The 12,530-nt window shown below is 74.7% G+C and carries 8 protein-coding genes; 4 read left to right on the top strand and 4 right to left on the bottom strand.

Features of this window, described 5'->3' with window-relative positions; all coding sequences use genetic code 11:
* Positions 1-23: 23 nt before the first annotated feature.
* Complete coding sequence (locus tag BKA18_RS33760; RefSeq protein ID WP_366047277.1) at positions 24-428, bottom strand: VOC family protein; 405 nt, start codon at positions 426-428, stop codon at positions 24-26.
* A gap of 258 nt (positions 429-686) precedes the next feature.
* Here BKA18_RS33760 and BKA18_RS33755 point away from each other — a divergent pair, with 258 nt between their 5' ends.
* From BKA18_RS33755 to BKA18_RS33740, 4 genes are all read left to right on the top strand, one after another.
* Complete coding sequence (locus BKA18_RS33755) at positions 687-2,261, top strand: alkaline phosphatase D family protein (RefSeq protein ID WP_366047275.1); 1,575 nt, start codon at positions 687-689, stop codon at positions 2,259-2,261.
* Between the two features lie 84 nt (positions 2,262-2,345).
* Complete coding sequence (locus BKA18_RS33750; protein ID WP_366047274.1) at positions 2,346-3,743, top strand: GNAT family N-acetyltransferase; 1,398 nt, start codon at positions 2,346-2,348, stop codon at positions 3,741-3,743.
* Between the two features lie 145 nt (positions 3,744-3,888).
* Complete coding sequence (locus tag BKA18_RS33745) at positions 3,889-5,583, top strand: DUF885 domain-containing protein (protein WP_366047273.1); 1,695 nt, start codon at positions 3,889-3,891, stop codon at positions 5,581-5,583.
* A gap of 78 nt (positions 5,584-5,661) precedes the next feature.
* Positions 5,662-7,149, top strand: a complete 1,488-nt coding sequence (locus BKA18_RS33740; protein WP_366047272.1) for a GNAT family N-acetyltransferase — start codon at positions 5,662-5,664, stop codon at positions 7,147-7,149.
* On the opposite strand, the gene BKA18_RS33735 is transcribed toward BKA18_RS33740, so the two are convergent.
* The 3 genes from BKA18_RS33735 to BKA18_RS33725 form a co-directional block, all read right to left on the bottom strand.
* Entirely contained in the window at positions 7,121-7,963 is an 843-nt protein-coding gene (locus BKA18_RS33735; RefSeq protein WP_366047271.1) for an SDR family oxidoreductase, read from the bottom strand. The genes BKA18_RS33740 and BKA18_RS33735 overlap by 29 nt on opposite strands.
* Positions 7,964-8,067: 104 nt before the next feature.
* Positions 8,068-11,316 carry an AAA family ATPase gene (locus BKA18_RS33730; protein WP_366047270.1) on the bottom strand — a complete coding sequence of 1,083 codons (3,249 nt, stop codon included), beginning with the start codon at positions 11,314-11,316 and terminating at the stop codon, positions 8,068-8,070.
* The gene (locus BKA18_RS33725; RefSeq protein ID WP_366047269.1) at positions 11,313-12,479 is read right to left on the bottom strand and encodes an exonuclease SbcCD subunit D; all 1,167 of its coding nucleotides are present in this window, start codon (positions 12,477-12,479) and stop codon (positions 11,313-11,315) included. The genes BKA18_RS33730 and BKA18_RS33725 overlap by 4 nt, the downstream gene beginning before the upstream one ends.
* Between the last annotated feature and the right edge of the window lie 51 nt (positions 12,480-12,530).

The raw sequence follows: 12,530 nt of genomic DNA, 5'->3' as shown, positions 1-12,530 counted from the left end.
CGGGGCTGACCACCCTGACATGGCTATGAGTTGGACCAGTCCCGCGACGACAGCACCAGCCGGTATCCGTCCGGGTCCTCCAGGGTGACGCCCCACTCGTCCCAGTAGGGGTTGTAGGCGGCGACCCGCTTGCCCCCGCTGCGCTCCAGCCGGGCGACGAGCTCGGCCGGCACCGCTTCGCCCAGATAGACCACCAGCAGGTCGTCCGCCGTCGGGGACGGCTGGAGCGTGCCGGACGGGTCGAGGGTCAGCTCCAGGTGCCAGTGGGCGTCCGGCCAGCCGAGCATCAGCAGGGCGTGCTCGCCCGCCTCGGATGTGTGCCGGAAGAGCTCGGTCAGGCCCAGGCCCTGCTTCCAGAAGCGTTCGGCCGCGGCCAGGTCGCGGGACGGGCGGGCGATGCGAACGTGGGCGGAGCCGTCGGCGGGCATACGGGGGTCACCTTTCTCGGGGCCGCCGGGCGGCGGCGCGTAGCAGGAACGTATGGGCCGTGGTGGCATCCTGGCGATCGGCCGATGGTCTTGCGACCATGGCCCGGGTCCGGTGGGACCAAGGGCCCGGGACCCGTTCGGGCGAACGGGCACCGCACCGGGAACGGGCCGCTGTTCACCGTCCGTTCGACAACGGGGCACCGGACAGCGATACGAACGGGGCGGCAGGGAAAACCGGTCGAGGCATGGAGGTTCGGTATGGCGCAGGAATCCGGCGGCGGCTTCGGACGGCGGTCGCTGCTGCGGGGCGCGGCGGTGGGTTCGGCCGCGCTGGCGCTGCCCACGCTCTCGTGTGCCGCACCGGCGCAGGCCCGCAGCGGACGGCCGGGCGCCGGGTGGGGCGTCCAGGTCGGCGATGTGACCACGTCCTCGGGACTCGTCTGGGTGCGGTCCGACCGGCCGGCCCGGATGGTGGTGCAGACCGCGGCGACCGAGTCGTTCCGCAACGCCCGGTCCTGGACCGGTCCGGTGCTCGGGGCGGGCACGGACTTCACCGGCGTCACCTCGCTGCACGGCCTGCCGGCCGGCGAGCAGATCCACTACCGGGTGCTGCTCGCCGACCCGGACGATCCCCGGCGCACCGGCGAGCCGGTGGCCGGAACCTTCCGTACGGCCCCGGAAGGCCGGCACACGGACGTCCGCTTCCACTGGTCGGGCGACCTCGCCGGCCAGGGCTGGGGCATCAACCCCGACCACGGCGGCTACCGCATCTACGAGGACATGCGGCGCCGGAACCCGGACTTCTTCCTGTGCAGCGGCGACAACATCTACGCGGACAACCCGATCACCGACAAGGTGACCCTGCCGGACGGCCGGATCTGGCGGAACGTGACGACCGAGGAGAAGGCGAAGGTCGCCGAGACGCTCGCGGAGTTCCGCGGCGCCTTCCGCTACAACCTGCTGGACGACAATCTGCGCCGCTTCAATGCGCAGGTGCCGACGATCACGCAGTGGGACGACCACGAGGTGCACAACAACTGGTACCCGGGGCAGCTGCTCGACGACGACCGGTACACGGAGAAGGACGCGGACGTGCTCTCCGCACGGTCGCTGCGCGCCTTCAGCGAGTATTTCCCGATCCGTACGCTGCGGCCCGACGGGCACGGCCGGGTCTACCGGGTGGTGCACCACGGCCCGCTGCTCGACGTTTTCGTCCTGGACATGCGCCGCTACCGGGACGCCAATTCGCCGGGCCGGCAGACCGACGACACGCAGGGCATCCTGGGGGCCGCGCAGCTGCGCTGGCTCAAGCGGGAGCTCTCCCGCTCGCAGGCGGTGTGGAAGGTGATCGCCTCCGACATGCCGCTGGGCCTGGTCGTCCCGGACGGCAAGACCAACTTCGAGGCGGTGGCACAGGGCGACCCGGGCGCACCGCTGGGACGCGAGCTCCAGCTCGCCGAGCTGCTGCGGCACATCAAGCACGACCGGATCACCGGCACCCTCTGGCTCACCACGGACGTCCACTACACCTCGGCGCAGCACTACGCGCCGGAGCGGGCCGCGTTCAAGGACTTCGAGCCCTTCTGGGAGTTCGTGTCGGGGCCGCTGAACGCGGGCGGATTCCAGCCGGTGAAGCTCGACGGAACCTTCGGGCCCGAGCAGCCGTTCCTCAAGGCGCCGGACCGTGCCAACACCTCCCCTGCGGAGAGTCCGCAGAACTTCGGCGAGATCGATATCGACGGCGGAAGCGGGGAGCTGACGGTGCGGTTGCGACAGGAAGGCGGCCGGATGTTGTTCAGCAAGACACTCCAACCGGGACGGGTGGGACAGTAAAGGCCAATGTGTCGATTGCGTCTTTTACCCGTCGGACACAATGTGTTGGTGATCAGGCAACACCTGTCCGCCAGGCTTGTCTGTATGACTGAAGCATCCTCTGCCCGTTCCGCCCGCCGCCCGCACTGGCGGCGGGACCTCGTCGAGCTAGCCGCCATGTTCACCGCCGTGGCGGTGGCCGACGCCGTCGCCAACACCGTCGCGCACGGCCCGTCGGGCCCCGTGCTGCTGTGCTCCTCCGCGGTGGCACTGCTGGCCACGGCCGTCTTCCACGTGTGGTGGTCACGACGCCACGAAAACGCCCCGCCGCCGACCGATACCGGCGCCACGGCGCCCTCCCCCGCCGGCCCGGCCGCCCGTGCCGCCGGCCAGGAGACGACGCTGTGGCGGATGCGGACCACGGTCCGGGACGAGCCGGGCAGCCTGGCCGCCCTGTGCACGGCGCTGGCCGGGCAGCGGGTGGACATCCTCAGCCTGCAGACCCACCCGCTGTCCGACGGCACGGTCGACGAGTTCCTGCTGCGCGCGCCCGGTTCGCTGCAGCCCGATGAGCTGACCCGTACGGTGGCCGGCGCGGGCGGTGCGCACAGCTGGCTGGAGCGGGCCGACGCCCACGACCTCGTCGACGGCCCGACCCGCATGCTGGGCATGGCGACCCGTACGGCGCTGGATTCCGCCGAACTCCCGCTGGCGCTGCGCCAGTTGCTGGGCCGCTGCACGATCCATTCGGTGCCCGCGCGCTCGCTGCGCGGCCGGCCGCTCGCCGAGCAGGTGCCCACCGAGGGCGTGCTGGAGGAACACCGCATGAAGTTCCGCGACCCCTCCGGGGGCTCGCTCACCATCGAAAGGCCGCAGTTGCCGTTCACCCCCACCGAGTTCGCCCGGGTGCGCGCGCTGGTCGACCTGGACGCCAGGCTCGGCCAGCGGGTGCCGCCGCGGCGTGATGTGCTGACGCTGCCCGAGGGCAACGAGATCACCATCCGCCGCGCCGACACCTCCGACCTGGCCGCGGCCCGCGAGATGCACGACCGCTGCTCTCCGCAGACCCTCGGCCTGCGCTACCACGGCCCGGTCGGCGACGCGGACCGCTACCTCGGCCATCTGCTCAGCCCGCGGTTCGGCCGCACCCTGGCCGTGGAGACCGCGTCCGGCCGGCTGGTGGCGCTCGGCCATCTGCTGTGGGACGGCGACGAGACCGAGATCGCCCTGCTGGTCGAGGACGCCTGGCAGCAGCGCGGCATCGGCGCCGAACTCCTGCGCCGGCTGGCGGGGATGGCGGCCGAGACCGGCTGCGAGAGCGTGTACGCGATCACCCAGGCCTCCAACACCGGCATGGTGGCGGCGATGCGCGGCCTCGGGCTGCCCCTCGACTACCAGATCGAGGAAGGCACGCTGGTGATCACCGCCCGGCCGGCGGGCCTGCCCGCCCGGCGCGAGTCCCGCGAGACCGTACGGATCCAGGACGCCACGGGTCGCCGCTGAGCACGACACCCGCGGCGCCGACGCCGTGGACACGCGTGAGCCGGCCGGGAGCAGCGACCCCCGGCCGGCCACGGCGTCATCATCGGCATGAGCCATTGGCCGATTGATGGTGACGCGGCGGGCCATCCGTACGAGGATGGCCCGTATGCCCCACACCACTACCTCCCAGGGCGGCCCGCTGCCCCGCCAGGTCGCCGACGCGTATGTCGACGCCTTCGTGGACCTGGACCCGATCACCGGCACCTTCCTCGGGATCCCCGAGAGCTCCGGCAGACTCCCCGATTTTTCGCCGACGGGCCAGGAGGCGCTGGCCCAGCTCGCCCGTACGACGCTGGAGAAGCTCACCGAGGCCGAGGCCCGGCCGGGCGCGGAGCTCCCCGCCGAGCAGGTCTGCGCGCGGCTGCTGCGCGAGCGGCTGACCGCCCAGCTGGCGGTCCACGAAGCCGGCGAGGGCCTGCGCACCGTCAGCAACCTCAGCTCGCCGCTGCACAGCGTCCGTGAGGTCTTCACGGTCACCCCCACCGAGACCGACGAGGACTGGGGGGCGATCGCGCAGCGGTTGCGGGCCGTGCCGGCCGCGCTGGAGGGCTACCGCGCCGCCCTGGACGCCGGCCGCAAGCGCGGTCTGCCGGCCGGACCGCTTCAGGTCACCACGGTCATCGGCCAGTTGGACGAGTGGATCGGCACGGACCGCAGCTGGTTCGCCGAGTTCACCGACCCGGGTCCGACGTCGCTGCGCGACGAGCTGGCCGAGGCCGCCGAGCTGGCGACCGGCGCGCTGGTGGAGCTGCGCGAGTGGTTCCGGGACAGCTACCTTCCGGCCATTGAGGGCGCGCCGGACGTGGTGGGCCGGGAGCGCTACGGTCGGCTCGCCCGCTACTACAACGGCGCCGACGTCGACGCGGACGAGGCGTATGCGTACGGCTGGTCCGAATTCCACCGGCTGCTGGCCGAGATGGAGACCGAGGCCGAGCGGGTGCTGCCCGGTGCGAAGACCCCGTGGGAGGCGCTGGCCTGGTGCGATGAGCACGGCGAGGCCATCGAGGGCGTCGAGGAGACCCGGCAGTGGCTCCAGTCGCTGATGGACGAGGCCATCGACGCGCTCGACGGCACCCACTTCGAACTCGCCGAACGCGTACGCCGGGTGGAGTCGCGGATCGCGCCGGCCGGCAGCGCCGCCGCCCCGTACTACACCCCGCCGTCGCTGGACTTCTCCCGCCCCGGCCGCACCTGGCTGCCGCCGATGGGCGAGACCCGCTTCCCGGCGTACGACCTGGTCTCCACCTGGTACCACGAGGGGGTGCCCGGCCATCACCTCCAGCTGGCGCAGTGGGTCCATGTCGCCGACCGGCTCTCGCGGTACCAGACGACCGTGGGCATCGTCAGCGCCAATGCCGAGGGCTGGGCGCTGTACGCCGAGCGGCTCATGGACGAGCTGGGCTTCCTGACCAACGCCGAACGGCGCCTGGGCTATCTGGACGCACAGATGATGCGGGCCATCCGGGTCATCATCGACATCGGGATGCATCTGGAACTGGAGATCCCGGCGGACTCCCCCTTCCACCCCGGCGAGCGCTGGACCCCGCAGCTGGCGCACGAGTTCCTGGCGAGCCACTGCAGCCGGCCGGCCGACTTCGTCGAGAGCGAGATCATCCGCTATCAGGGCATGGCCGGCCAGGCGATCGGCTACAAGCTCGGCGAGCGGGTGTGGCTGGAGGGCCGCGAGGCGGCCCGCGCCCGGCACGGCGCGGACTTCGACCTCAAGGCCTGGCACATGGCCGCGCTGTCCCAGGGCTCCCTGGGGCTGGACGACCTGCGCAGCGAGCTGTCGGCGCTCTGACGCCGGCCCCGGACACGGCGGCCGGCCGGGACGCCCGGTGTGCCGATCGGCCCGCCGCCGTCCGTAGGGTCTGCTGACATGACAGTGGACCCTGCGGCCGGCCCGCCGCTGCTTCTGTTCTCCGGCGCCCCCCGCCACGCCCGGTCGGGGGCGGCTCCCGGCGGGCGGCTAGGGGCGGATCCCCGCTTCGCGCCCGAGGCAGCCGCGGCGCTGTCGGCCGGGGCCGGGTGCGCGGTGCTCGACCACGAGGCGCTGCTTGCCGGGGACGCCGAAGGGGCGCTGGCCGGGGTTCCCCGGGGGGCCGGACCGGTCTGGTACCGCGGCTGGGCGCTGCCGCCCGAGCGGTATGCCGCGCTCGCCGGGGCGCTCGCCGCACACGGCGGCCGGCTGCTGACCTCCCCCGCCGCCTACCGCACCGCCCGGGAACTCCCAGGCTGGTACGAAGCGTTCCGCGCGCTGACGCCGCGCAGCGTCTGGCTTCCGTGCGCCGCCGGCCGTACCCCGGAGCCGGCCGCGTTGGCCCGGCTCGCCGCCTCGCTGGGCGAACCGGGCCAGCCGTGCCCGCTGATCGTCACGGGCCGGTTCACGAGCAGCAAGCACGAAGGAGAGGAAGCCGTCCAGGTCCCCGACGCGGCCGACGCGGAGCTGCTGTCCTCGATCGTCGGCCGCTTCCTCGCCCGCCAGGGGGAGTTCCTGACCGGGGGTGTGGTGCTGCGCGCCGTCGAGTCCTTCGATGCGATGGGTGCGGCACGGGTGTGGTGGGTCGACGGTGAACCGGTGCTGACCGGTCCGCATCCCGACACTCCGGGGCTGCGGCCCGTCCCGGATCTCGCCTCGGTGGCGCCTGCGGTGCGGGCGCTGGGCGCACGCTTCGTCACCACGGATCTGGCGCGGCGGGCGGACGGGGTATGGCGGGTGGTGCAGGTCGGCGACGGCCAGGTCAGCGGCCTGCCCGCGGGGGTGGACCACCGGCCGCTGTTCGAGGCGCTGGTGACCGCGGGCGCCGGGTACCCGCTGGCGCTCACGGCCGGCCGGGTGGCGCTGCGCGCCCTGCTGCCGTCCACCGCCGCACGGGTCGCGGACGGCGAGTCCGCCGGGTTCGACTGGATCGACGGCACCCCGGCCGAGACCACCTCCGGCGGCGCCGGCATCGCCGTACGGGCCGCCGCGGCCGGCCACTACCGGCCCGGCTGGGGCGTCTTCGTGCTGACCGATGCGGTCGCCGGCACGGCGCTCGGCAGCATCGGCTTCCACAGCCCGCCGGACGACGAGGGCTTCGTGGAGATCGGCTATGACCTCTCCCCGTCCGCGCGCGGCGCCGGGTGGGCGACCGAGTCCGTACGGCTGCTGGCCCGGTGGGCGGCCACCCACCCGGAGGTACGGACGGTGTGCGCCCTGACCGAGCCGGAGAACCTGCCCTCGCAGCGCGTACTGGAACGGGCCGGCTTCCGCTTCGTCGGGGAGCGCGAGGGGCTGCGTGTCTACGAGGCCGGTGTGGCGCCGGGGGACGCGGCCGGCGCCACGGACGAGGAACGGGTCAACGCCGGAAGCCGCCCTCGGAGTTGATGACCTGCCCGGTGATCCAGCCCGCCTCGTCGGTCGCGAGCCAGGCGATCAACCGGGCCGGGTCGTCGGGTGCGCCCCACTGCCCGCCGGGGAAGCACCGGGCGACCCGGTCGCGCAGCTCTCCGACCGCGTAACCGGTGTCCACGGGACCCGGGTTGACGGTGTTCACGGTCACCCCGGCGGCGGCGAAGGTGCTGGCGAGGCTGCGGGTCGCCGAGGCCAGCGCCCCCTTGGCGAGGCCGTAGGCGAGCTCTTCTGGCATGCCGTCCCCCAGGTCCTGGCCCGAGGTCATCAGCACGATCCGCCCGCCCGGCAGCCCCGCGGCGCGCCGGCGCGCATAGGCCTGGGCGAGGAGGATCACCGAGCGGGTGTCGACCGCCCAGTGGGCGTCGAGCATGGCCGCGTCGAGGGTGTCCAGGGGGCCGTCGCTGCCGCTGAGCGCATGGTTGGCGACGAGGATGTCCAGCCGGCCGCCGAGCGCCTCGACCGCGCGGTCGAGGAGCCGGGCGGGGGCGTCCGGCCGGGCCAGATCGGCCGGCCCGTGGGCCACCACCGCGCCGGGCGCGGCCACCTCACGTACTCCGTCGGCGACCGCCTCCGGGCCGCCCGGGTCCGCTCCCCAGGGCTGTCCGGCGTCGTGCGGCACGTGGTGGTGCAGATAGACACCGGCGCCGTAGGCGGCCAGCCGCCGGGCGACGGCGTAGCCGATACCGCTGCGCCGGCTGGCTCCGGTGACCAGCGCGGTCCGGCCGAGGAGCGGCAGCGGGTCGCGGTGGGGTGTGCCGGCGGCGGGCCGGTTGCTGGCGTAGGTCATGGCGGACCAGCCTGGTGGGCGCCCCGGGCCGCCGTCACCCGGTTTTCCGTGCGGCGGCCACCGGGACCGCCGACGGCGGCCCCGGCACGGTCCGGGCGGCGGGCTCAGCCGGGTAGCCGGTGCCGGACGGTCGAGCCCGACCGAGCCTTGACGACTTCCAGCTGGGCGGGGATCCGCGCCTTGAGGTCGGCGACATGGCTGACGATGCCGACGCTGCGGTCGCGTTCGCGCAGCGAGTCCAGCACGTCCAGCACCTCGTCCAGGGTCTGTTCGTCCAGGCTGCCGAACCCCTCGTCGATGAAGAGGGTGTCCAGCCGGACGCCGCCCGCCTCATCGGTGACGACGTCCGCGAGGCCGAGCGCCAGCGCGAGCGAGGCGAAGAAGGTCTCGCCGCCGGAGAGGCTGGCGGTGTCCCGTTCGTGGCCGGTCCAGGAGTCGATGACATGCAGCCCGAGGCCGGACCGCCGGGCGCCGCCGGCCCGCTCGTCGGAGTGGACGAGGGTGTAGCGGCCGGCGGACATCCGCTGGAGCCGGGCGCTGGCGGCGGCCGCGACCTGTTCGAGCCGGGCGGCGAGGACGTAGGACTCCAGGCGCATCCGCCGGGCGTTCTCGGCGGAGGTGCCGGAGGCGAGGGCGGCGAGCCGGGCGATGCGGTCGTGGTCGGCGCGCAGCGGGGCCAGTTGGCGGGCGTCGTCCTCGGCACGGGCGGAGAGCCGGTCGAGCGCGGCGCAGCGCTCCTGTGCCGCGGCGAGGGTGGCCGAGGCGGTACGCAGCCGGGCCGCCGCGTCCTGGTGCGCACCCTGCGCGGCGGCCGGGTCCGCGGGCGGCAGCGCCGCGGCGGCGCGGGCCTGCGGATCGGCCAACTCCGCCTCCACGGCGGCGGATTCGGCCTGCCAGTCGTCGAGCCGCTGCTGCAGCGCCCGCCATTCGCCGTCCCTCAGCAGCGCCTGCGCGGCGGCCTCGGCGGTGTCGAATCCGGCACCGGAGGCGGCGTCGGCGAGCCCGGCCCCGGCCTCTTCGAGCCGCCGGGCGCAGGACTCCGCCGTACGGGACGCCTGCGCCGCCTCGGTGAGCAGGGTCACCTGCCGCTCCAGCCTGGCCGCCCGGTCGGCCACGCTCGGGCTGTCGCCCCGCGCCCGGGCGAGCTCCTCCTCCAGGGCGGCTCGCTCGCGGTCCAGCGCCTCGCGGTGGGAAGTACGGGCGGCGGCCCGGCGCTCGGCCTGCTGCTGCTCGGCACGGCGCCGCTCGTATTCGCGCTCGGCGTGCCCCCGTGCCTCACGGGCGGCGTGCAGTCCGGCGCCGAGCGCATGGGCACGGGCATACTCGGCGCGCAACTCCTGGACCTGCGCGGCGAGTTCGGCGGCCGAGGCGTCCCCTGCCGCGGCGGCCGAGGCGGCCAGTGCCTCCTTGGCCGACTGGTACTCGGTCTCCGTCTGCCGGCGGGTCTTCTCGGCCTGCCGGTGGGCCTCCTGCGCGGCCTCTTCGGTCGCCCGGTCGACATGGCCCGCACGGGCCCGCGCCGGGTCGGGGTGCTCGGTCGCCCCGCACACCGCGCAGGCATCGCCGTCGCGCAGCCCGGCCGCGAGCTCGGCGGCGATCCCGCGCAGCCGCTGTTCCTTGAGCTTCAGCCATTGTTCGTGGGCGGCCGTGGAACGCTCCCGCGCGGCGAGCAACTCCCCTTCCGCCGTGCGCACTTCGTCGCTGAGCCGGTCGCGCCGACGGGCCGCCTCCGCGCGCTCGACGGCCGGTGCGATCCGGGCGCCGAGCTGTTCGGCCCGGGTGGCGGCCTCCTGTGCCGCCTCGATGCGCTGCTGATGGGCGCGCTGGGTCTCGTCCCATGCGGCGAGCCACTCGGCGGCGTCCAGCAGCGTCTGCTCATCGGCGCGCGCCTCGCGGTCGAGGGCGGCCCGCTCCCGCGCGATGTCGGCGGCCCGCCGCTCGGCCCGCCGGGCCGCGGTGAGCGACCCGAGGTCTTCCCGCAACGCCCGCTCCCGCGCCGCGAGTTGCTCCCCCGGGGCGTCGGCGAGGCCGACGGGCAGCGGACGCCGGCACTCCCGCTCGGCGCGCCGGGCGGTGTCGAGCTCACGCCGGGCGGCGTCACGCAGGGCGAGCGCGGGGGCGACCTCCGCCGCCGCGCGGGCCCGCTCCAGCCGGCCGCGGGTGTGTTCCCGCTCCTCGGCGTGGGCTTCGAGCCGGTCGGCCCGCCGCCGGGCGTCGGCGTACCGCTGCTGGAGCCGGTCCCGCTCGCGGGCCACCGTCCACTGCTCGGCCGCCGCCCGCTCCGCGGCCTCGGCGGCCGCCACCGCGCTGCGGGCGACCGTCAGCCGCTCCCGTGCGCTCACCCGGGCCACGGCCGCCCGCACCAGCACCGTCTCCACGAATCCCGGTTCGCCCGGGCCCGGTACTGCCGGATCGTCCGCGGCGGAGGCCTGGGCCGCTCCCCGTCCGCCGGGCTCCACCGCTCCGCCCTGTCCCGGCACCGTCGCCGTGACCGCCGGGCGTGCCATGACCGCCGCCGGGGCCCGGCCGCGCCCGCCGGCCGCCGCGCTGCCGCGCCCACGGGCCGGTGTGCGCGCTGCCGGCTGCCCGTCCCGGTCCGGCGCCGGGACCGACGGGTCGGTGAGGTCGGCGCTCTCACCGGCCGCCTGCGCCATCCTGTGCGCCAGGGCCAGCAGCCGTTCGTCGCCCGCCAGGACCGTGTCCGCGGCGGTCTTTCGGCGCGCGTTCAACTGCTCTTCGAGCGCCGCGAACCGCCGGGTGTCGAAGAGCCGCCCCAGCAGCCGCGCGCGGGCCTCCGCGTCGGCCCGCAGAAAGCGCGCGAAGTCGCCCTGCGGCAGCAGCACCACCTGGCAGAACTGCTCCTTGCTCATCCCGAGCAGCTGGCCGATCTCCTCACCGATCTCCTGGTGGGAGCGGCTCAGCGCCTTCCAGTGGCCGTCCGGGCCGGGCCCGTCGCCGCCCGCAGCTCCCCCGGCGCCGGGCTCGGCCGGCACGAATTCCCGCAGCCGGCTCTGCGCCTTCTCCTTCGTCGTACCGCTGCCCCGCTTCTTGGGGCGGGGCTGCTCGGGCAGCCGGGTGATCTCCAACCGCCGTCCGGCGACGGTCAGTTCGAGGACGACCTCGGTGGGTGTCAGCGGGTCCGCCAGATCGCTGCGCAGCGCCTGACCGCTCTGCCGCGCTCCGGGCACCGACCCGTACAGCGCGAAGCACACCGCGTCCAGGACCGAGGTCTTGCCCGCGCCGGTCGGCCCGTGCAGCAGGAAGAGGCCCTCGCCCGCGAGCCGGTCGAAGTCGATGGTCTGGGCGGCGCCGAACGGTCCGAAGGCGGTGAGCGAGAGCCGGTGCAGCCTCATCGCGCCACCTCGGCCGCCATCTCGGCGGTGCGGACCTCGTCGATCGCCGACTGCAGCTCGGCCCGCTCCTGCGCATCGGCCGCGCGGCCGGCCCGTACGTGTGCCACGAAGTCCTCGGCGATCTCCTGGTCGCTGCGGCCGCGCAGCCGCTGTGCGTACGAGGCCGGCGAGTGGCCGGGCACCTCGTCGGGGTCGAAGACGAGGCTGACGAGGTGCGGGAAGCGTTTGGTGAGCCGGGCCATGGGCTCGTGCGGGCGGGCGGTGTCGGTGAGCGTCGCCTCGACCCAGGAGTCCTCGTGCCGCGCCTGCGCCGGGTCGTCCAGCAGCGCTTCCAGCGTTCCCCGGAGCCGGGCCAGCGGCCGCGGTACGGGGCAGTCCACCCGCTCGGCCTGTACGGAGCCCGCCGCATCGAGCTCGATGAGCCAGGTGGACTTGCGGTGCCCGGCCTCGGAGAAGGAGTAGGCGAGCGGCGATCCGGAGTAGCGGACCCGCTCGGTGAGAGTCTGACAGCCGTGCAGATGCCCGAGGGCGGCGTAGTCCACCCCGTCGAACACGGCCGCCGGGACGGACGCGACCCCGCCGACGGTGATGTCCCGCTCGCTGTCGCTCACCGCGCCGCCGGTGACGAAGGCATGCGCCAGCACCACCGAGCGCGTCCCCGCGGGCCGTCCGGCGAGGTCGGCCCGTACCCGGTCCATCGCCGCGCCCAGCACCTCGGCATGGTCGGCCCGCCGGGCGCCGAGGGTGTCCCGCACCATGGCGGGTTCGAGGTACGGCAGCCCGTACAGCGCCACCGGGCCGTGCGCGTCGTCGAGCAGCACCGGCGTGCCACAGCCCGCCGGGTCGGTCCGCAGATGGATGCCGGCCCGTTCCATCAGTCCGGAGCCGACGCCCAGCCGGCGGGCGGAGTCGTGATTACCGGAGATCATCACGGTCGGGACCCCGAGACCGGCGAGCCGGTGCAGCGCCTCGTCGAACAGCTCGACGGCGGCGAGCGGCGGCACCGCACGGTCGTAGATGTCACCGGCGACCAGCACCGCATCGACCCCCCGGGCGCGCACCGTCTCGACGAGATGATCGAGGAAGGCCCGCTGCGCGGAGAGCAGATTCACCCGGTGAAAGGACCGCCCCAAATGCCAGTCGGAGGTGTGCAGAAATCTCAACTATCCGCTCCGGCCTGCATGTTGTCCTTCCGTGGGTGCCCTCCGTGGGCG

The sequence above is a fragment of the Streptomyces auratus genome, assembly GCF_050433025.1.
Taxonomy (GTDB): Bacteria; Actinomycetota; Actinomycetes; order Streptomycetales; family Streptomycetaceae; genus Streptomyces; species Streptomyces sioyaensis.
Note: the sequence above shows the minus strand (reverse complement) of the source record. Positions and strands in the feature narration are given on the sequence as shown.

Excerpts from the sequence above, each read along its gene's own strand:
- BKA18_RS33760 (WP_366047277.1), bottom strand. The coding sequence starts at position 428 with ATGCCCGCCGACGGCTCCGCCCACGTTCGCATCGCCCGCCCGTCCCGC.
- BKA18_RS33755 (WP_366047275.1), top strand. The coding sequence starts at position 687 with ATGGCGCAGGAATCCGGCGGCGGCTTCGGACGGCGGTCGCTGCTGCGG.
- BKA18_RS33750 (WP_366047274.1), top strand. The coding sequence starts at position 2,346 with ATGACTGAAGCATCCTCTGCCCGTTCCGCCCGCCGCCCGCACTGGCGG.
- BKA18_RS33745 (WP_366047273.1), top strand. The coding sequence starts at position 3,889 with ATGCCCCACACCACTACCTCCCAGGGCGGCCCGCTGCCCCGCCAGGTC.
- BKA18_RS33740 (WP_366047272.1), top strand. The coding sequence starts at position 5,662 with ATGACAGTGGACCCTGCGGCCGGCCCGCCGCTGCTTCTGTTCTCCGGC.
- BKA18_RS33735 (WP_366047271.1), bottom strand. The coding sequence starts at position 7,963 with ATGACCTACGCCAGCAACCGGCCCGCCGCCGGCACACCCCACCGCGAC.
- BKA18_RS33730 (WP_366047270.1), bottom strand. The coding sequence starts at position 11,316 with ATGAGGCTGCACCGGCTCTCGCTCACCGCCTTCGGACCGTTCGGCGCC.